Origin of the sequence: Chitinophaga jiangningensis, from assembly GCF_900142605.1 — a bacterium.
Taxonomy (GTDB): Bacteria; Bacteroidota; Bacteroidia; order Chitinophagales; family Chitinophagaceae; genus Chitinophaga; species Chitinophaga jiangningensis.
Genome location: NZ_FRBL01000004.1, coordinates 451,872 through 472,498, shown reverse-complemented (window position 1 = coordinate 472,498; position 20,627 = coordinate 451,872). Strand labels below are relative to the sequence as shown.

14 protein-coding genes are annotated in these 20,627 nt (G+C 46.5%); 5 read left to right on the top strand and 9 right to left on the bottom strand.

Annotated features, from left to right (window positions below; all coding sequences use genetic code 11):
* Positions 1-230: 230 nt before the first annotated feature.
* Together BUB18_RS12150 and BUB18_RS12145 are read left to right on the top strand one after the other, a co-directional pair.
* Positions 231-3,665, top strand: a complete 3,435-nt coding sequence (locus BUB18_RS12150) for a SusC/RagA family TonB-linked outer membrane protein (protein ID WP_073081095.1) — start codon at positions 231-233, stop codon at positions 3,663-3,665.
* Positions 3,666-3,700: 35 nt separating this feature from the next.
* The gene (locus BUB18_RS12145; RefSeq protein WP_143159921.1) at positions 3,701-5,392 is read left to right on the top strand and encodes a SusD/RagB family nutrient-binding outer membrane lipoprotein; all 1,692 of its coding nucleotides are present in this window, start codon (positions 3,701-3,703) and stop codon (positions 5,390-5,392) included.
* Between the two features lie 52 nt (positions 5,393-5,444).
* Here BUB18_RS12145 and BUB18_RS12140 read toward each other — a convergent pair whose 3' ends face one another.
* The 4 genes from BUB18_RS12140 to BUB18_RS12125 form a co-directional block, all read right to left on the bottom strand.
* A complete protein-coding gene (locus BUB18_RS12140) occupies positions 5,445-7,400 on the bottom strand; it encodes a M1 family aminopeptidase (protein WP_073081093.1) in 1,956 nt (651 codons plus the stop codon).
* Between the two features lie 52 nt (positions 7,401-7,452).
* Positions 7,453-8,247 carry a helix-turn-helix transcriptional regulator gene (locus BUB18_RS12135; protein WP_073081091.1) on the bottom strand — a complete coding sequence of 265 codons (795 nt, stop codon included), beginning with the start codon at positions 8,245-8,247 and terminating at the stop codon, positions 7,453-7,455.
* Positions 8,248-8,295: 48 nt separating this feature from the next.
* The gene (locus BUB18_RS12130; RefSeq protein WP_073081089.1) at positions 8,296-8,964 is read right to left on the bottom strand and encodes a flavin reductase family protein; all 669 of its coding nucleotides are present in this window, start codon (positions 8,962-8,964) and stop codon (positions 8,296-8,298) included.
* 61 nt (positions 8,965-9,025) lie between these two features.
* The gene (locus tag BUB18_RS12125; protein ID WP_073081086.1) at positions 9,026-9,592 is read right to left on the bottom strand and encodes an RNA polymerase sigma-70 factor; all 567 of its coding nucleotides are present in this window, start codon (positions 9,590-9,592) and stop codon (positions 9,026-9,028) included.
* A gap of 116 nt (positions 9,593-9,708) precedes the next feature.
* Between BUB18_RS12125 and BUB18_RS12120 the strand changes: the two genes are divergently transcribed.
* The 3 genes from BUB18_RS12120 to BUB18_RS12110 all read left to right on the top strand — a co-directional run bounded on the left by BUB18_RS12120 (position 9,709) and on the right by BUB18_RS12110 (position 15,837).
* Positions 9,709-10,863 (top strand): FecR family protein, encoded by a 1,155-nt coding sequence (locus BUB18_RS12120; protein WP_143159920.1) that lies wholly within the window; start codon positions 9,709-9,711, stop codon positions 10,861-10,863.
* Positions 10,864-10,929: 66 nt separating this feature from the next.
* Positions 10,930-14,298, top strand: a complete 3,369-nt coding sequence (locus tag BUB18_RS12115) for a SusC/RagA family TonB-linked outer membrane protein (protein WP_073081082.1) — start codon at positions 10,930-10,932, stop codon at positions 14,296-14,298.
* A 12-nt stretch (positions 14,299-14,310) separates the two neighbouring features.
* Positions 14,311-15,837, top strand: a complete 1,527-nt coding sequence (locus tag BUB18_RS12110) for a RagB/SusD family nutrient uptake outer membrane protein (RefSeq protein ID WP_073081080.1) — start codon at positions 14,311-14,313, stop codon at positions 15,835-15,837.
* A 96-nt stretch (positions 15,838-15,933) separates the two neighbouring features.
* On the opposite strand, the gene BUB18_RS12105 is transcribed toward BUB18_RS12110, so the two are convergent.
* The 5 genes from BUB18_RS12105 to urtC all read right to left on the bottom strand — a co-directional run bounded on the left by BUB18_RS12105 (position 15,934) and on the right by urtC (position 20,621).
* The gene (locus tag BUB18_RS12105) at positions 15,934-16,593 is read right to left on the bottom strand and encodes a response regulator transcription factor (RefSeq protein WP_073081078.1); all 660 of its coding nucleotides are present in this window, start codon (positions 16,591-16,593) and stop codon (positions 15,934-15,936) included.
* 2 nt (positions 16,594-16,595) lie between these two features.
* Complete coding sequence (locus tag BUB18_RS12100) at positions 16,596-17,996, bottom strand: ATP-binding protein (RefSeq protein ID WP_073081076.1); 1,401 nt, start codon at positions 17,994-17,996, stop codon at positions 16,596-16,598.
* Between the two features lie 84 nt (positions 17,997-18,080).
* Entirely contained in the window at positions 18,081-18,803 is a 723-nt protein-coding gene (urtE, locus tag BUB18_RS12095) for an urea ABC transporter ATP-binding subunit UrtE (RefSeq protein ID WP_143159919.1), read from the bottom strand.
* Positions 18,800-19,555 (bottom strand): urea ABC transporter ATP-binding protein UrtD, encoded by a 756-nt coding sequence (urtD, locus tag BUB18_RS12090; protein ID WP_073081074.1) that lies wholly within the window; start codon positions 19,553-19,555, stop codon positions 18,800-18,802. Before urtD ends, urtE begins: the two co-directional genes overlap by 4 nt.
* A gap of 1 nt (position 19,556) precedes the next feature.
* A complete protein-coding gene (gene urtC, locus BUB18_RS12085) occupies positions 19,557-20,621 on the bottom strand; it encodes an urea ABC transporter permease subunit UrtC (protein ID WP_073081072.1) in 1,065 nt (354 codons plus the stop codon).
* Positions 20,622-20,627: the final 6 nt, after the last annotated feature.

The following is a 20,627-nucleotide window of genomic DNA, read 5'->3' as shown; positions in this document are numbered from 1 at the left end:
CGTAATGGTGTACAGCCTTTTTTTATTTTCTTATGATCATTCACCTCCTAGGTGAATGATCTATCAGCTTTATAAACTATAAATTAATTATATTTAGTTGAACAATTCATCACATAAATCGTTTTAGTCAGCCATTATCAACATCCCTGTAATCAACCAATTATTCGATCGCACGCAAACATCAATCAATTTATAGGCAATCATTTTTATCAACCTTAAAACCAGAACGTATGTGGACATGTCGTTACTGCTGCCAGCGCGGGGTATTGTTTTTATACCTCTTCCTATGCTGTAGCTACCTCCTATCAGCACAAAATATTAAAGTCACCGGTAAAGTCACCTCCCCAAAAGGAGAAGTACTGCCCGGCGTAACCGTGTTGGTCAAAGGCACCAAAACAGGCGCTATTACAGACGGACAAGGCGCCTATACCATTACCGCCGCAAGCAACGGCACACTTGTTTTCAACGCTATTGGCTTTATTCGCCAGGAAATTCCCGTAAACGCACAATCCACTATTAACGTAACTATGGTGGACGACAACAAACAACTGGGTGAAGTATTGGTAACCGCCCTCGGTGTATCAAAAGCTAAAAAGAGCCTCGGCTTCGCGGCCACCGAAATCAAAGGCGCCGAACTGGCTACCACCAACGAAGTAAATCCGGTAAACGCCCTTCAGGGTAAAGTAGCCGGTGTGCAAATCGACCAGGGGGCCGGTGGCCTCTTCGGCAGCACCAAAATCGTCATCCGTGGTAACTCCACCCTCGGCAACAACAACCAGCCCATCTTCGTTATAGACGGGGTGATCATGGATGATGGTACCTTCAATGGTACCGGCCGCGATTTTGGTAACGACCTTAAAAACCTGAACATGGAAGACTTTGAAACCGTTACCGTGCTCAAAGGTTCCTCCGCCGCCGCATTATACGGATCCCGCGCCATCAACGGCGTTATCCTCATTACCACCAAAAAAGGGAAGGAAAGAAAGGGTTTAGGCGTCAACGTTAGCCAGACCTTCAATGTGTTTAAACCTTACGCCGGACCCGATTTTCAAAATGAATTCGGAGGTGGCACGGTAGGTGCCTTCTTCACGGATAACCGCGACCCCAACTACCTGCCTACGGATAACTGGCGCACTAAAGTATTTCCCATCGACCCGGCTACTGGCAAACCCTACATTGACCGTGGCATCGGCAGGGAACTGGAAAACTGGGGACCCCGCTTAAACGGACAGGAGGTAATCAACTACGATGGCACCACCACCCGCTATGTAGCACAGCCCAATAACTTCCTCGATGCCTTCCAGACCGGGAAAGGCTCCGCTACCAACGTGGCCATCGACGGTGGTAACGACCGCTCCACCTTCCGCGTTTCGTACAGCCGTAATTCCAGCGAAGGAGTAGTGAGGAACAACAGCCTGCTTAAAAACAGTATAGAAGCCCGTGTTACACACACGATTAACAAATACCTGAGCGCGGATGTAAGTGCCAATTACACCGATTTTAGCGGAAAAAATCCGCCCCGATTAGGTGGCCTTGACGCCTTCGCCTCCTATAACTTCGGTAAATTATTTACCTGGCTGCTGCCACGTAATTATGATACCAAATACTGGATGCAGCAGGATAAGTACACCAGCATTTTCGGCGGCACCCCCAACCCGGCCGATCCTAATGAACCCAACAAGGTACCTGAATCCCGGTTCTGGTTCAATCTCTTCGAAAATGAATACCTCCAGAACGAACAAACTATCCGTGGTCGTGTAGCCCTCACCGCTACCCTCACCCCATGGGCTAAAATGGTGATGGAAGGAAACGTCAACAACCTGTATACCCGCAACGAAAATAAAGAACTGGGACAGGGACAAAACTTTTCGGGCGGCCTCTACGGACTGGGGCATACCAGCAAAGAAAGTTACTTCCTAAAATGGATGATGATGATCAATAAAACACTCACCAAAGACCTTGACCTCAGCGGTTACATCGGTGGGGAAACCCAGCGCATGCAAACCACTTACAACTACAGCGAAACGGTGGGCGGTCTCAGCTATCCAGGCAACTACTTCCTCGCCAACTCTGTAGAAAAGCCTAAAGCAGAAGGAGGCTTGAAAAGCAAAAAAGCGTTTAACTCCATTTATGCCAGCGTGGATCTGTCGTGGAGAAATCAATTGTTCCTGCAGGGGACTTTCCGCGGTGACTGGTCGTCCGCACTCACCTATACCAATGGCACCGGTAACAACTTTTATGCTTACCCGGCTGTCAGCGCCTCCTGGCTGTTTAGCGAAACCTTTAAGATGCCGGAATGGATCACCTTCGGTAAGCTGAGAGGGAATATCGCCGGCCTGGGTAGTGATACGGACCCATTTACCATCAATCCCGGCTTTGCATTCAACGGCTATACGATGTCGAACGGGCAGGATCTGCCTATATCCACCTACAGCCGCTACCCTGATCCACTGACGGGTAAGTTCATCGCCATCGTACCAGGCCTGAAACCTCAGCGTAAAATTGCCAAAGAACTAGGCCTGGAAATGCGCTTTTTCAAAAGCCGCTTAGGATTTGACTTCTCCGTTTACCAGGATAACACCAAAGACCAGATACTGGACATCGGCACTCCGCCGGAAACAGGCCTGGAAGGTATTATCATCAACGCGGGTAACATCCAGAACAGAGGGCTGGAATTGATGATAGACGCGATTCCTGTTAAGACTACAAATTTCGAATGGAATACGAGCGTCAACTATTCATTTAACCGCAATCTCATCAAATCGCTCTATCCCGGCAGAACAGAGTATGACCTGAAGGCGAACATAGGGGAGATCAGTACCTGGGCGATTGTAGGCAAATCCTATGGTACCCTTCGCACTACCATTCAATCCAAAAAATACCAGGCCACAGATGCCAATGGCAACCCTGTTGCTGATCCAAACAACGGGAAGATAGAGCTGGCCTGGCGTTCAGATGCACGCGCCGGATTTCCTGCCCGAAGCAATACCCTCCAGGATGTAGGTGATATCAACGCTAAATTCCGCGCGGGATGGAATAACACTTTCCGCTATAAAGGCCTTTCGCTGAACGTATTACTGGATGCAAAAATCGGTGGCGATTTCGTACTGCTCACCTACCGTTACGGTACACATACCGGTGTGCTGCCTAACACGCTGGCCGGCAGAGATGCTGAACATGGTGGCATCACCTGGACCAGCAAGTACGACAATCAAACCTATGATGATGGCCTGATTCCTGATGGCGTATTTGCAAAAGGACAAAAGGTAACCATGCCTGATGGTACACAGGTAGATGTAGGTGGCCTAACCTATCAACAGGCGTATGAAAAAGGATATGTGGAACCTACGCATGCACCGCAATTCTACTACCGTTATGGTTCTTCCTCCACCGGCGTTGCCGATTACTGGATCAAAAAGAATTCCTGGATATCGCTCAGACAGGTATCCCTGTCGTACCAGCTTTCACCGGCCTTTTGCAAAAAGCTGATGCTAAACAACCTGAGTGTGGGTATCGTAGGCCGCGACCTGTTATACCTCTATAATTCACTGCCCTACAATTATAACCCGGCATCCAATAACTCCAACAATACGGCCTTCTCCGGTGAAGAAGGATTTTTGCCGATGGTTCGCTCCATTGCAGGTACAATCAGAGTAGGTTTCTAACGACGCATCTTTGGTAAACACAAAAACAATCGCTCATGAAAAAGACTATTCCTCAATATATAAAAGCTGCCTTGCTACTGGCTATACTGGGTAGTAACGCCTGTACAAAAAACTTCGGGGACATCAATACTAACCCCAGCCTGGTTTCCAAACCGGATGTGAAATTTCTGCTGAGTTACGTGGAAGATAAGATCGTGACATACCAGGGCACCGAATGGGTCTGGGAAAGTATGGAACAGCTGATGCGCTTCACGCAGCATGTCACATCCAGCCCCTATGAAATTACCAACAACGTTAACACACGTTACAATAACTATTACCTGCAAATTTTGCCAAATCTCTATGAAATCAGGAGGCAGGTAGATGCCATGGCCAATAAGAACGAGTACCAGAAAATTGCGCAGGTCACCTATGTATTGCAGGTACTGCACGGTTTGAAAGTAACGGACATGAATGGGTCAATCCCTTACTCACAAGCGATCCAGGGACGTTATGATGCAAAGTATAGCCCGGTATACGATGAACAGCAGGCGCTGATGAATAATTGGTTGTCGCAGCTGGATAACGCAATAAAGGTACTATCCGATAATACCCTCCCCACCCAGGTGAGCTATGGCGCCAATGATATCTATTACCAGGGCGACTGGGTAAAGTGGGTGAAGCTGGCCAATACCCTGAAGCTTCGTATAGCCGCCAGGTTGGAAAATGCCGACAAGGCTAAATGCCAGGCAGTATTCCAGGAAGTAATGAAAGATGCAACTGGGCCGATTAATGCGGACGATGCGCAGGTAAAGTTTGTTAAAACTGAATATACCCCGTTTGGTAGTGGCGCGGATATTGATTACCGCAGCCGCCGCTATGCTACTACTTCCATCATGGCTTTCATGAAAAAGAGCAATGATCCGCGGTTGCCGGTTTACTTTGAGCCTAACGACCTGGTGGGAGCCTATAAGGATACGCTGGCAAAGTATAATGTAACATTGCCAGCCTTCATTAATCCTGCTGATCCGCTGATACAGTTCCAGGGTGGCCCGGCCGACTGGACAACCAACCCTACCGTGGCAGGTTATATTAGCAATGGTTTTATCGTTAGTCCGTATACGAAGTATAATTTGATTTCGCCGATTAACCGCAAATTCTTCTCTCCCAAACTAAACCAGGCCACCGGCAACTTTATGGATGTACCGGTTACCTACGCTGAAACCTGCTTTTACATTGCAGAGTTTATACAAAAGGGATATGCAGGGGGAGTAGATACTAAAGGTTCCGCAGAAGATTGGTACAAGAAAGGAATTACATCTTCCATTCAAACAATGAATCAGATTGCCATTGCTGCCGGTTCTACCGTGGCTTATACCGGTACCGGACTTACGGAAATCAATGCTTATTTAAATCAGCCTGATGTGAAATTTAATGGTATCAATAACCTGGAAAGAATTTATATACAGCAGTTCCTGGGAATGTATCGCCAACCCAATGAAGCGTATGTTTTTTGCAGAAGAACAGGGTATCCAAAAAATAACTCCACGTATTATGCAAGGGAAACTTTTAATGAGCTGATTCCACGCCGTTTCTGGCTTACGGACCCGGGAGAAGTAAACCGCGCAAACTGGAATACTGCGATGCAGCAACAGGGCTTTACGCCGAATGCGCAGGATTTGCCAACACTGAGTTCACAGCGTATCTGGTATGATAAATTAGCGCCGGATTTTGGAAAAGGAAACTAAAATAAGAAGGAGGATGTCATATGATTGACATCCTCCTTTGTTATATGCCTTATCATTTCCATTGTCGGACTTTGATTTCCATGCCATCGGCGCCATTGTTCAATTTATCGGCAGCCACTGCATTTTCTGCGGCCGAGTGCAGTAAAACGGAATCGCCTGTAGAGGCCGCTAGCTGCGCGATCCGGTAGTAAGTATATGCCAGTTGCTCCGGAACCTTAGTGGCACATTGTAATGATTGCTGGTAATACTGTAAGGCTTCCGCCGGTCTGTTTTGTAAAGCGGCGATACGGCCCATATGGTTTAACAGGGCGTATTTTACGCCATACAAATCTTCCGTAGTACTGTCTTCCACATAGGTTTTCGCCAGTGCAAATGCTTCATTGTTTTTACCGGCCATGCGCAGGTTGAGTACACGCACCACTTTTGCCTGTGCTATAGCATTGGGTTTCAGCGCGGCGTCCCAGTGCAGCACTTTGAAGGCAGGGTCTATTGCTACGGCGGTTACCTTTCCGGCTACCGGCAGCAGAAAGGAGGCGTCGCGTTCCCGGAGGCTGATTTGCTGGCTGCTGGTTTTACCGTTTTCGTAAGTGATCAGTACTTCCAGCGCGAGGTTATACAAACTGTCAGGTTGTTGGATGGTGAGGTGCAGCTGGTTTTGCTGCTGTTGCCATTGACTTTCCCAGGATGGTGCGCCGGTACGTTCGAACCATTGTTGGAATACCCAGTCTACCGGCTTGCCACTGGCTTTATTCACTTCATTTACAAAATCTTCCCAGGTGAGTCCGGTGGTGGCATATCGCTCTCCGATGGTACGCAGCGCCTGGTGAAATGCCTGCTTGCCCACCGTGTTGGAAAGGAACTCCAGGGCCATGAAACCTTTGCTGTCTGCCAGAATATGATCGTTGGCGCCGGACAATGCTACCAGTGGCTCATCATTTCCCGCCGCTGCATTTTTCAGGTACCCTATGCCGCTTTGGTCTTTGAGGTAGCCAGGATAGCCTGTCATCCGGTAATCACGGGCGCGGACGGGGTCGAACTGCATTACCACCTGCAGGGAGCCATATTGTGCCATGGCTTCTGTGAGTATGGCTTTCCCTTTTTCTCCTTTAGCCCTGATCTTATTTCCCCACCACTGGTGGCCTATTTCATGGCCAAATAAAGCATAGTTGAATTTTTGTAAAGCAGCAGTTGGCATCACCACACCCCCGAAGATGCTGGCGCCACCAATGCCCAAACGCTCTGCTACCGCATCAGGATACTCGATAATGGAGAAGTTGGGAATAGCGAGCGGTCCGAATTGCGTGCTCAGGAAGTCCAGTACCGATGCGGCTTTCTGGCATATGTCTTTGCCATCTACCTCTTTACTCAAACGGTAAGTGTAAAAGTTTCTGGGTCCTTTAATTTCCTCCCTGGTGTATTTTCCGATGTATACTGAAAGGATGTCCGGCTGGGAGTACTGATAGGTATAGCTGTTGCCAGCCGTGGTAATATTAGCTGAAGCCATCACCGGCATCATGGGTGCAGGGGTAGTGATGGTAATGGAACCCGTGGAACGTACCGTATTGGTAGAGCCGTCAGTAGCCAGCTCCTGCAACTGTGGATACCATGCGGAGCCATAGCCGCTCGCCCAGCAAAAGCCGGAGTCCAGGTAGTACTGGAAGGCCGGGGAGCTTCCCCGCTCATAGGCGAAGGAAAGCCGTATAGGCGTCCCAGTGGCCAATGGTTTGCTGAAATGCCAGCGGTAAATCACATCCCCGCTTTTGCGGTTGCTGGAATCCAGCCTTCCTTCGCCGCCTTCGAGTTGCAGCCGGCTGAGCTGTTCCACCTTTGCAAGGCGGATATCCAGGGAGTCGGCCATGGTGGCATCTGTAATAAAAGCGGCATTTCCTTCTACTGTAAATCGTTTGGTTTCCGGATTAACCTGCAAATGAAGTTGGTAGTTCAGCTGATGTTGGGAGAAAAGCTGCACAGGGACTAAAAAGCAAAATATTATGATCAGCAAACGCATTGTCTTTTTTTTACAAAGTAATAGGATTGGACACGCAAAAAATTGTACCGGATTAACTATTTAGCAGCTGCCGGTATTTTCTGGGTGTTACATGATAGAAAACCCGGAAGGAGCGGATCAGGTGTGGGGCGTCCGTAAAGCCGCAGGCAAAGGCGATGTCGTTTATGGCCATGCTGCTGGTAAACAGTAGCATAGTAGCTTTACGTAACCGCATACGTAACTGGTACTCACCCACGGTCATGCCTACACGTTCCTTAAAAGCCCTTGCCAGGTAAATGGGATGGGTGAATACACGCTGTGCGAGGGACTGAATAGTATGGTGACCCTCGAACTCATTTTCGAGAATAGCTTTCACCTTCGGCAGCCATTGCAATCGCTGCGGCACCGGGGTGGTAGCATAATTGCCCAGCCAGCTGATGATATACTCTTCCGGCATGTGTGAATGGGCGTCCGCCAGGAAGGAATATAACAACCGGTACATTTCTTCAAAGCTGCCATTTTTAAATATGGCTACGGATTGAGGTAAGCCTGGCCGGAAATCCAGCTGCTCCATCCATTCCTGCTTGAATTCAATATTCAGGCATCTGCCGGTGCCATGGAAGTGATTGGCATGTGAATAACCGGAAGGCCGGAACAGAATTTCCCCAGGCTGAATAATGTTATCCCCTTTTTTATGTACTTCGTTGTAACGGCCGTTAATGAGTAAACTAACGTAGGCATTTTCATGATAGTGCTCATGGATAACTTCATCCTGCTGATAAGTGGTGATGTTTATCTTGCAGGACGCGTTGTCGCTGGACTGGCGTTCAGTGCCGAAGTAATGACCGGGCAACAAAATGATACCCATGGGGGGAGTTGGATTTAGAAATTAAATATACGATGAATGTGTAAATATTTATTTACGCGCCAGTGCTCTTGTGTAATCAACTGTTCGGTAAGAAGATTCCGGGATTTGTGCCAAGGTAGATGCTCCTGCCTTGCTCCCCAGTCCATAAAATTCCTGGAAGCTCATAATAAGCGGCCGCCATTTGTCCGGGTCAACATGATCGGTTTTTCCGCTCATTAATATGCTTTCTTCCAGGTGTACCTGCTGTATGCGCATTTCAAAAACAATGATTTTTCCACGCATAGCTTCGTCATGAGCTGCCAGCTCGTGAATACCTTCTACTACCGCTTCCAGTTGCACGGGGCATTCCAGCACCGATGGCGGTTTAACCGTTGCTGACTTTACCGGTGTAAGGCCAGCCCTTTCAAATTTATCGGGTTCATAGAAATATCCTCTCGATACTTTAGCCGCTGGTACTGGATTGCTACCGGTGGTTCTGGCCAGTTTATTGACGGCATCAGCCTGGTCAACCGAAGGGAGATTGATGACACATTCTTTTTCGCGCAGCAGGTTTTGCGTTGTTTTTGAGGAGGCGGCCAAACCTACCATACACCGCCAACCTAGCCAGAATACGGAGGAACTGGGAGCAAGATTAAATGTGCCATTTTCATTGGTAGTGCTGATTAGCATTACGGGAGTGCCGAAATATAGGATGGATGGATGTGACTGAATGTGCATACTGAATTATTTGTTGTCACAAAACTACGTGGAGTCCATGTAGAGGGAAACCCGAATCTTGCTAAAACAACCAGCTTATGCCCAGCTGCTTCCGTAGTGTATGCAGTGCCTTAACGATATGCTTCTCCACCGTACTGACCGAAATATTCATACGGTCTGCGATCGCCTGGTGCGAAAGCAATTGCAGCCGGCTCAGTAAAAAAGCTTCTCTGCATTTATCCGGCAGGTTGTTCACTACCCGGTGGATGCGTTCTTCGAGTTGCTTGCTATCGATACTGATATTGTTTTGTACCGCCGGTTCCCCCTGCATTAATTCCCGGATTACATGTTGTTGTTTTTCCTGTACCAGCTTCTGCCGGTAACGATCAATCATTCCATTCTTTAATAAGGTATGCATATACGCCAGCAGGTGCGACGTATGTTCGATACGATTCCTGTTATTGTAGAGGCGGACAAATACATCCTGCACCACTTCCAGCGCATCTTCTCTGTTGCCCATGCGTTTGTAGGCAATATTCAACAGGCTGATAAAGTATTTGTCATAAATGAACTCAAACGCCTTCAAATTCCCAGCTGTTATCAGCTGGAAAAGTTCACTGTCGGTAGCGTTTGCAAAGGACTCCTTCATTTGATGAATGCGTGGTAAACAAAATAAATGAAAAAAATATTGAAATGCAATAGCGGTTATCTTTTTTTCGCTCGTTTAATACTATATATCCGCAGTAACAATAAACAGGAATTTCTTTGGGCAAAGCGTTAAATATGGCGGTGTTGGAGCGGTACCTGGATGGTACTGCGACCATGGAAGAAATACAGCAGGTAGAGGATTGGCTTCATGAAAATGATGGAGATGAACCTTTGTTTAAAGACGAGCAATCTCCCGATGCCATCATATTGAGGGAGGAGGCAAAAACGATGCTGCTAAACAGACTGGAATTACCGGATGAGCCGGTAACCCGCACGCATGTACGCAGATTAACCTACCTGCGCCGGGCAGCAGCTGCCATAACGGTAGGTCTGCTGATCACATCCCTGTTATGGTACTTCCAGGATAAGCGTACGCAAACATCTCCCCAAAAAAATAAAATACTGGCAGATAACCCATATGCCGACAATGAAAAAGCATGGTTATACCTGTCAGATAACAGGAGAATAGCACTGGACGCTGTGCCGGTAAATGCAGTAGTGGCGGATGGTAACACACGTATTACCAAAACGGCATCCGATGAAATTGTATATACAGCAACAGATGAACGGAAAAATTCATTTCATAAAATTAGTGTGCCTAAAGCAGCACACTATAAGGTAGTATTGGCAGATGGAAGTAAAGTGTGGGTAAATGCCATGTCTACCATCCGCTTTCCCGTTGGTGTAGTGGCAGCGCGACAGGTAACCATTACCGGAGAGGCCTATTTTGAAGTAGCTAAGCAAATGATTGCCGGTAAACGTCAGCCATTTACCGTACAGGCCGGCGCTGTAAAAGTGGAAGTATTAGGTACGCACTTTAATGTGAATGCTTATGAGGATGAATCAGGCATAAAAACAACCTTACTGGAAGGAAGCGTTCATGTAAAAGTGAATAATGAAAATAGACGGATCAGACCCGGTGAACAAGCCAGCGTAAACGCTGCCGGCAAACTGAAAGTGACACAACCAGATCTGGAATTGGTAATGGCATGGCAAAAAGGTTACCTGCAATTCAACGATGCTTCTATCGTGGAAGTTTTCCGGCAGGTATCCCGCTGGTACGATGTGGAGATAGAAGCAGACGGCGCTACTGACCAGGGCACCTTCCATGTAAAAATTCACCGCGGCATGAAGTTGTCGGCCATTTTAAGCGGGCTCAAAGCCAATGGAGCAAGGTTTCATACTGTAGGCAAAAAAATCTTTATTGAATAAACTAAAACCATGATTTTTTAGGCTGTTACTGCCTGTTACCCATTTTACCAATTTAAAATCTAAAGAATGAGATCATTTTTTAAAAGATCGCTTGCACGCCTGTTGCAAGCCGGGAAGCCTATGCTCTTGCTCTTCAGCCTGATGCTATCCTGTAGTTTGACCTTTGCCAAACAGCTGCATGTGCGCCTAAGTCTGGATATTACCAACCAGCCGCTTGAAAGCGTATTCAAAACGATGGAAGAAAAATCAGGCTATGCATTTTGGTACAAACACGAATTACTCCGCAAAGCAAAGCCGGTTACTATCAAAACAGTGAACGAGGAAATGTTGTCTATCCTCGATAAAATACTTAAGAATGAACCACTGGCTTATGAGGTGAATGATAAAGTAATTGCTATCAGGGAGAAGGAATTGCCGGTGCAGGAAAACCTCCGGCAGTCACCTTCCCAGGTACCAGTGTCCGGAAACGTAAAAACAGAAAATGGAGAACCTGTAATCGGGACGACTGTAAAGAACAAAAACGGTACTGCTGTTACCACCACCGATGTGAATGGTCACTTCGCCATAAAAGCTGCAGTAGGCGATGTGCTGGTATTATCTTCTATCGGTTTTCAAACAACGGAAGTAGAAGTGAAATCAGGCGAAACGCTGGCAATCGTCATGAAAGTATCGCAGGATAAGCTCTCCGAAGTGGTAGTAGTCGGCTATGGCACGCAGAAACGTGCTAACCTCACGGGCGCTGTAGCTACCGTTACTTATGACAAGGCGCTGGAAAACCGACCTATCACCAATCCCAGCCAGGCACTGGCGGGAAAAGTTTCCGGTGTGTTTGTAAGCCAGAACTCCGGTTCTCCGGGTAGCGATGGTGCCACTATTCGTGTACGCGGGTACGGTACCCTCAATAACACCGATCCACTGGTGCTCATCGACGGGGTAGAAGGCCGGATGGCAGAGCTAAACCCTGCCGATATCGCCAGTATTACCATTCTGAAAGATGCGGCCTCTTCTGCCATCTACGGCTCCCGCGCGGCGAATGGTGTAGTATTGGTCACCACCAAAAAGGGTAGTTACAATAGCGACCCGACCCTCTCTTATAACGGCTACTATGGCTTTCAGCAGCTGGGCCGTAAATATGACCGCGTTACCAATAGTGTGGAGTTAATGAAGGCCTGGAACCAGGCTGTTGCCAACAACGGTGGTGATCCTATTTTTCCACAGCAGGTGATCGATGATTTTTCAAACAATAACGATCCTTACCTGTATCCCAATACGGACTTCTACAAAGAGATATATCGTACTGCACCTATCACAGAACATAATGTTTCCGTAAGAGGAGGCTCTGCCAAACAAAACTATTATCTCTCTGCTAACTATCTGTCACAGGATGGTATCATCAAACAAACAGACAGCAAACGCTATGGTATTAACTTTTCACTGAATAACAAAGTAAAGGACTGGTTAGAAATTGGTGGCCGCGTACAAATTACCCGTAAGGAAACTAATAGTCCCTACGACGGCATCTCACGTGTTTACTATATCATGTCCAATGGCGCTTATCCGTTCATTGCGCCGTACACGTCTGATGGCCGCTTTGGCGCTACGCAGGCGTTGAAACCCAATGGCTCGCCTATCGTGGACTCACGTAATCCCCTGCCTGATCTGTATAATGGCAGGTCGCAATACATGAACAATTTCTTCCGGGCCACGCTGAATGCGACGGCTAATATCACGAAGGACCTGACCTTTAAAACCATGTTCACGGGGCAGTCCAACAACAATCGCCAGGACAGGTATAATCAAATGAACTACGTGTATACGGCAGCGGGCCAGCAGGATAAAGTGCTGGATTACCCTACCCAGATATCGCCGTACAGGGGGAATAATGAAGAGTTTTATTGGGTATACTATAACACCCTCAACTATACGAAAACCATTAGCCAGGTGCATAATATCGGTGCCATCATCGGGATGCAGTCAGAGTCTTACCAGCTGAAAAAGATGACGGCGCAAAAATCTAATCCGCCGAAATCAGGCCTCAATGAAGTGGATGCTGGTACCTCCAATGTAATTGCCAGCGGTAATACTACGGAATGGAGCAACCTGGGGTATTTTGGCCGTATCAATTATAATTATCGTGAAAAATATCTGGTAGAAGGTAACCTTCGTGCGGATGCATCTTCCCGTTTCCGGGAAGGAAACCGCTGGGGATATTTTCCCTCCGTATCTGTTGGCTGGGCGATGGAGAAAGAAGGGTTTATCCGCAATATAGCCGCTATCAGCCAGCTGAAACTGCGTGCTTCGTGGGGGCAGCTGGGTAACCAGAACATCAATAATGACTATCCTTATATAGCGGCACTCACGCAGTCAAACAGCACCAGTTATACCGTTGGCGGGCAATTAGCACCCGGGGCAGCTATTGTAAACCTGGTAGATCCCAATATCAGCTGGGAAACCACCACCAGTACGGATATAGGTCTCGATGTGGGATTGTTTGATAACGCCCTTTCATTTGAGCTGGACTATTTCAACAAAAATACCAATGATATCCTGGTGCAGCTACCTATTTCTGCTACTATGGGAGATGTAAGTGCTCCCATCCAGAATATTGGCCAGATGAATAACAAGGGTTTTGAGTTGTCAGTAAACTATCGGTCGCCGGAATATAAATCCGGTATCAGTTACAGCATCGGCGCTAACGTATCCCATATTAAAAATATGGTTACACGTTTCCGGAAAGATGCACCGGATCAGCTGTGGCTGATCCGTGAAGGCCAACCTTATAAAATGTTGTATGGCTTTAAGTTCGACGGTATTTTTCAATCCGACAAGGAAGCATCTGATTATATGCACGCTAACGGCTATACGCCCAAAGCAGGAGATATAAAGTATGAAGATGTAAACGGAGACGGCAAGCTGGATTTCAACGATAAACAGGCGCTCGGCAATACACTGCCTACCTGGACATACGGTTTAACGCTCAATGTAAATTACAAACGCTGGAGCCTGAACGTAGTAACACAGGGAATGGCCGGTGTAAATGGCTATAATCAAAGCGCCTGGACGCAGCCGCTGGGTATTTCCGGAGGTTCGTTGCTGACGCGCTGGCGCGGCGCCTGGACGCCGGAAAATCATAGCAATACTTTGCCCCGTATCAGGGTGAACGACACCTGGAACCGCTATGAATCCTCCTTCTGGGTGCAGAACATGAGTTACCTGAAAATCAAAAATATCCAGTTATTGTACCAGCTTCCTGAAGCATGGCTGCACGCCATACACTTCAAGAGCGCCAGTGTGTATGCCAACGTACAAAATTTGCCTTCCTTCACCTCCAAAGGGTACATAGGATTTGATCCGGAGCAGAATACGTTTGACAACGGTGGTGGAGTTTACCCAACACCGGTCATCGCTACTTTTGGTATCAACCTGCAACTCTAAAAAGTAAAAACAATGAGAAAGATTATAGCTATACTAACGGCAGCGCTTATATGTTTTAGTGGTTGTTCCAAATCATTCCTGGACAAGCAGCCGGACGACAGGATTACAACGGGGAATTTCTGGCAGTCAGAATCAGATGCTTTACTGGCACTGTATGGGGTGTACAATGTGTTGCATGAATCCGGTGTTTATGGCTACGGCGGGGGCTTTGATGCCTGTTCACCGAATGCCTATCAGTGGGCCCACTGGGAAGGTATGGAACAACAGGTAGGTAACGGAAGTATATCCGCCAATGATGGCGGTATCGTGATTGATCGATGGAAGCAATGTTATACCGGGATTAATCGCGCTAACACTTTCCTGGAAAATATCGGCAAGGTACCTATCGATGATGCAAAGAAAGCGCAGATGGCAGGGGAGGTTTATTTCCTGCGTGGCGTGTTTTATGCACTGCTGGCCAATACCTATGGTGGTGTACCGGTTTTCACCAAAACCATTACTGCGGATGAGGCACGGCAGCTGAAACGTAATACCGAAGAAGAAACCTGGGCGCAGGTGCATAGTGATTATGATGAGGCGATCAAGGCATTGCCCAAAGATGCGCCGGTAGCAGGCCGGGCATCACTGGGGGCAGCTTACGCGATGAAATTGCGCGCTTACCTATATACCGCCAATTGGGACAAGGTGCTGGAATATACCGGGTTGATTGATGGCCTGGGGAAATACAGTCTTTTCCCAAGTTATAAGGGACTTTTCCAACTGGCAAACGAAAATAATGCGGAAGTGATTTTTGACGTACAGTATATGGATGGTCCATTTGAGCAGGGTAGTTATTTTGACCGTCACTGGCAACCGCAGAATATGAAGTATGGTATAGATGGCTCTAACTCTGTGGCGCCTATTCAAAACCTGGTAGATGCCTATGAAACAATTGACGGTTCCCCGGTGGATAAAGCGAATCCATATGTAAACCGTGATCCGAGGCTGGATTTCACCATCCTGCGCCCCGGGGCTTACTTCCAGGGCCAGTTATATCCTGATCAGATTAAAAATCACACGGGCCAGAAAGTAGGTTTCAGTATTCGTAAATACACCATCGAAACACAACAGGTGGTGGCTGGCCAGGAACCGCTGAACTATATCGTTTATCGTTATGCGGACGTGCTGCTGTCGAAGGCAGAAGCGTTGATACAGAAAGGTACGGATATACCACAGGCAATGCAACTGATCAATCAGATCCGCACCTCCCGCACAGATGTGAAAATTACCGCGTTGCCAATTAGCCTGTCGCAGCCGGAAGCGCTGAAGCAATTGCGCCATGAGCGGCGGATTGAATTTGCCCTGGAAGGGTTGTACTGGGATGATGTAAGGCGCTGGGGAATCGGAAAGAATATTTATCCGCTGGAAGTAAGAGGTGCTGATGGTAGCCTCATTGAAACGAAATTTGCCAACGGCTATACGGAGAAGTCGAAGTATTTGCCGATAAACAATAATGAGCGGTCCATTAATACTAATTTGGAGCAGAATCCAGGGTATTAAGCATTCAGCTTGTCCTCATGCAATTACTCCCTGTGTGAGGACAAGCTTTTCTTTGCATCAATACCGGGAGTCGTAATCAAAAACGATGTCCTACTGTTAAAGCTCCTTCCATAGTGTATTCGTCTTACAGTATTCAATCGCTTCTTCGATACTATTCACCTGAAACTTCCTTAGTATATTCATTCTGTGGGTTTCGACAGTCCTGATGCTTAGCTGCAGCGACTCAGCAATATCTTTATTATTCTTTCCTCTGTTGATCATCCGGAGTATTTGTTCCTCTCTTCGCGAAAGCGAAATTTCCTGCATAGGAGCATTGCCGTTATTATGTCTGGCATCCAGATATTTTTTTACAATGATATCACTTACCTCACCTATAAAATAGTATTTGCCCTGGTAAATTGTTCTGATTGCATTGAGAAATATTTTATTGCTGGTATCTTTCAGTATATATCCGCTGGCGCCCATTTCCAGCGCTGCGGCTACATAATCTGGTTCATCAAAGAGGCTGAAGAAAAGGATACGCCTTTTAGGGTTCTTTGCAAGAATTCTGGAACTGGTTTCGAGGCCATTTAACTCCGGCATGCGTATATCCATCATGATTACATCTGCATCCAGGGATTCCAGCTGTAGTAATGCATCTTCTCCGCTACTGGCTTCACCTATTACTTCCATGTCGGGTTCGCTGTTGATCAGTTGCTGTAAACCGTTTCTGAATATCTCGTGGTCATCCACTAAAAAGACATTGATTTTTTTCATTGCTAATAAGTTAATTCCAAGTGTATGATTGTTCCGGTTCCGGGAGCAGCAGTTATCAGTAAACTGCCTCCCAGTAGTTCTGCTCTTTCTTTCATATTTCTGATGCCATTCGATTTCTTCGCCTGTTCTTTGGAAAAGAGCTGTCGACTATCAAAATGAAAACCTCGGCCATTGTCTCTCACTATTAATTCCAATGCACCTGCACCGCCATCTATCTCTACTTCAATAGTATCAGCAGCAGCATGTTTCATGGCATTGTTCAGTGCTTCCTGCAATATACGGAATACTCCTATTTCCACTTCTCTGGGTAGGGGGCCGCCGGTGAGGGTGTCTTCCAGTAAGAATGTAACACCAGGAGAGGTAAGTTTACACGACTTAATTAATTCTTCTATAGCGGCTTTAAGGCCGAAATCTTCCAGAACGCTGGGCAGCAGGTCGGCGCAGATTCGCCTGGTTTCGGTGATGATGCTTTTCATCATCTTGTTGACCAGTGCAATTTCCGGATCATGCTGGTTGGTTCTGTCTTCGATTTGTTCCAGTTTCATGCGAAGGCTGGTCAGCATCTGACCAATGCCATCATGTATTTCGGTGGCGATTCGTTTGCGTTCTTTTTCTTCTCCGTTGATGATTGAGTAGGAGCGTATTCGCTGTTCTGTTTCCTGTCTTAATAGCTTTTCCTGGTTGGCCAGATGTATCTGTTCGGTAAGTCGCTGTGCTCTTTCCTGTGCAGCTACAAGCCCACGGATGATTTTTCTTATCCGGGTGGAGAGTGGATAGAAGATGACTGCTGCTTCCACCATCAGGGTGCAGAGTACCAGACCGAGAACCAGGTATTCGATTTCCTTGAGGCTGCGTATACGTTCTTTGCTGAATCTGTCGTAGTCGAAAACAATGAGTTCCATGCCCAGCAGATAAGACTTTTCATAGGATAAGATGGTTTGTACATAAGGTCTGATATGGGCAGGATTGAAGGAACTGTCTTTCTGCAAAACGGTAATCATTTTGCTGGCAGCATCCCAGATTTCCTGGTGCGGGGTTTTGATGATTTCAAACATTTGTCGCAATTCATCCTGGTCATTGGCAGGGAGGTTTAAAAAGTGGCTGCCTTCCTGAAGGCCTTCATGCGATTTTTGCCATTGCTTAAGCGTATTGATAAACTCTTTTCTATTGTCTTCAATATCACGTCCTGATTCCAGCAACAGTGCAAGTTTGCTGAGTGTCTGGCTATAGGTGCGTAAGCGTGCTGCAAAGTTGATGACATGTGAATCATCCATCTGGTGATTGAGTGCCTGCTGGATTTTGATCTGACTGAAAACAGAAAGCAGGGCTATTGTGGTAAGTGCAACAGCATAGAGAATAGTAAATATTTTAAAAACGCTTCGATCTTCAGAAACAGGATGCATAATATGAGAACCTTTTTAATGCAGGAAGGATCTTGCCGGTATTCCCGGCAAGATCCAGATTTTTATAGTTGCTAAACCAGGTGATTATACGGAAATATATTTTTCCAGGGCTTTGTGGTTTAGTTCTTCAGCCCCGCCATCCATCACCATCTTCCCTCTGTCCATAAAATAGTAATGGTCAGTAACCTGTGTGGCGAAATCTATTTTTTGTTCAACTAATAGTACAGAAAGTCCTTTCTCTTTCACAAGTTTTTGCAATATACTACCAATTTCCTGGGCAATAGAAGGTTGTATGCCTTCCGTAGGTTCATCCAGTAATAGGAGTGTTGGATTGCTAACCAGGGCACGGGCTATGGCCAGTTGTTGCTGTTGACCACCACTGAGGTTACCACCAGCTCTTTTTCTGAAATCTTTCAGTATAGGGAACAGGTGATAGATTTCCTCCTCTGGTAATTTCGCATTTTTATCGGCATGAGCGATGAGTCCCAGTTGCAGGTTTTCATAAACACTTAATTTGGGAATAATTTCCCTGCCCTGAGGCACATAGGCGATACCAATTTTAGCTTTTTTATGGGAAGGGATTTTAGTGATATCCTGGTTGTTGAAAGTGATGGTACCTTCCTGCACAGGTAATAATCCCATGATGGTTTTTAATAAAGTGGTTTTGCCCACTCCATTTCTTCCCATTACAGTGGTAATAGCTCCTTTCTGCATGGAAAGGGTGGTGCCTCTGAGAATGGTGCTTTGTCCGTATGCTGCTACCAGCTGGTTTACGGATAAAATGGGTGCAGTATAAGCGTGGTTCATAATGTTTCCAGTTGTGCGTTTGATCTTCCTAAATAGCAGTCTATAACTCTCTGATCATTCTTTACTTCATCAAAAGTTCCTTCCATGAGTCTTTTACCTCTTACCAGCACGGTAACGAGGTTATTAGCTATCTGTTCAATGAATTTCATATCATGTTCAATAACGATGATGCTATGTGTTTTTGCCAGTTCGAGTAACAGCCCGCCTGTTTTTTCAGTTTCTTCATCCGACATGCCTGCAGCTGGTTCATCTATCAGCATAAGCGTGGGGTCCTGCAGCATCACGATAGCAATTTCCAACCATTGTTTTTGTCCGTGTGCGAGGGCGCCGGCCAGTTTATACATCACGCCATTCAGTTGCAGACGCATGGCTACACTATGTATCCTGTCTGCAATGGCTGGCGTGACCCTAAAGAATAAAGTAGAAAAAATATCCTTCTTCGTTTTTACAGCCAGGAGCAGGTTATCGTATACAGTCAGTTCAGGAAATATGCTTGGTTTCTGAAATTTTCTGCCAATGCCCATTTCAGCGATGGTTACTTCATTTTTCCCTAATATCTGTTTCCCTTTGAAGGTTACTTCTCCCGAATCTGCCCTGGTTTTACCACAGATAATATCGAGCAGGGTGGATTTTCCGGCCCCATTGGGGCCAATGATGACTCTCAGTTCTTTTTCGCCTACGCTGAAATGATCCAGGTTGAGAGCATGTACACCACCAAAGGAAACTGAGAGATTATTGACGGTTAAAAGCATATTAATTGGTGGTTTGTGCGGTTTTTAAATACAGGTTGCCAATTCGTGCCCGTAATGTTGTTACTAATCCTATCAGCCCTTTGTCGAAATATAAAACTGTAATCACGAAGAGGAAGCCGAGGATAAATAGCCAGGAATCCGGGAACCAGCTGGTACAAACACTATACAGGAAGTTAACCAGCAATGCGCCAATCACCGCGCCTTTTAGATTGCCTCTACCTCCTAAGGCCACCCACATGACCATTTCTACAGATGCTTTAACATCCATCCTGCCAGGAGTGATAATGCCTGTTTGAGGTAAATAGAGCATGCCGCCAACTGCAGCTAACAGCGCAGCCACTACGAATACGGCAAGTTTGAAATTCACTGTGTGATACGCGGTATAACTAACTCTGGATTCACTGTCTCTGATGGCTTGCAATACTTTTCCGAATTTAGACCTGGTAATACGATGACAGGCCATATAGGCAAGGCAAAGCACCGTGAAGGAAATGAAATATAACGCCAGTTTTACCTGGGTGTTAGCCAGATCAAAACCCAGTAAGGTTTTAAAATCAGTTAACCCATTGGTGCCACCAAGATTGGTTTCATTCCTAAGAAAAATTAGCCACATGGCTAACGTTAGCGCCTGTGTGATGATAGCCATGTATACACCTTTTATCCTGCTTTTAAATAATACAAATCCTATCAGGAATGCAAGGGCAGCTGGAATCAGCATACAGAGTATCACGGTGAGACTAAACGAATTAAATGGTTGCCAGAAGAAGGGGAGTGTTGTGATCTTATTCCACACCATAAAATCCGGTAAGGCAGTTTTTTGCAACACCAGGTGCATGGCAATACCATAGCTGCCCAGGCAAAAGAAGAAGGCCTGGCACATGGAGAGAATGCCGGTGTATCCCCAGATTAAGTCTATTCCTAAAGCGGCGATCGCAAAACAAAAGTATCTGCCCCATATTGAAATAGTATTGATGGAAAGGAAGCCTGAAAGATGTCCGGCAGGCAATAGAATCGCAAAAATGGCGATGAATAGTATATAGTAAAGAGAGCTGTTATTAGTTTTCATTTTTCT

Excerpts from the sequence above, each read along its gene's own strand:
- urtC (WP_073081072.1), bottom strand. The coding sequence starts at position 20,621 with ATGAAAACTAATAACAGCTCTCTTTACTATATACTATTCATCGCCATT.
- BUB18_RS12140 (WP_073081093.1), bottom strand. The coding sequence starts at position 7,400 with ATGCGTTTGCTGATCATAATATTTTGCTTTTTAGTCCCTGTGCAGCTT.
- BUB18_RS12100 (WP_073081076.1), bottom strand. The coding sequence starts at position 17,996 with ATGCATCCTGTTTCTGAAGATCGAAGCGTTTTTAAAATATTTACTATT.
- BUB18_RS12115 (WP_073081082.1), top strand. The coding sequence starts at position 10,930 with ATGAGATCATTTTTTAAAAGATCGCTTGCACGCCTGTTGCAAGCCGGG.
- BUB18_RS12125 (WP_073081086.1), bottom strand. The coding sequence starts at position 9,592 with ATGAAGGAGTCCTTTGCAAACGCTACCGACAGTGAACTTTTCCAGCTG.
- BUB18_RS12105 (WP_073081078.1), bottom strand. The coding sequence starts at position 16,593 with ATGAAAAAAATCAATGTCTTTTTAGTGGATGACCACGAGATATTCAGA.
- BUB18_RS12150 (WP_073081095.1), top strand. The coding sequence starts at position 231 with ATGTGGACATGTCGTTACTGCTGCCAGCGCGGGGTATTGTTTTTATAC.
- BUB18_RS12135 (WP_073081091.1), bottom strand. The coding sequence starts at position 8,247 with ATGGGTATCATTTTGTTGCCCGGTCATTACTTCGGCACTGAACGCCAG.
- BUB18_RS12110 (WP_073081080.1), top strand. The coding sequence starts at position 14,311 with ATGAGAAAGATTATAGCTATACTAACGGCAGCGCTTATATGTTTTAGT.
- BUB18_RS12130 (WP_073081089.1), bottom strand. The coding sequence starts at position 8,964 with ATGCACATTCAGTCACATCCATCCATCCTATATTTCGGCACTCCCGTA.
- urtD (WP_073081074.1), bottom strand. The coding sequence starts at position 19,555 with ATGCTTTTAACCGTCAATAATCTCTCAGTTTCCTTTGGTGGTGTACAT.
- urtE (WP_143159919.1), bottom strand. The coding sequence starts at position 18,803 with ATGAACCACGCTTATACTGCACCCATTTTATCCGTAAACCAGCTGGTA.
- BUB18_RS12145 (WP_143159921.1), top strand. The coding sequence starts at position 3,701 with ATGAAAAAGACTATTCCTCAATATATAAAAGCTGCCTTGCTACTGGCT.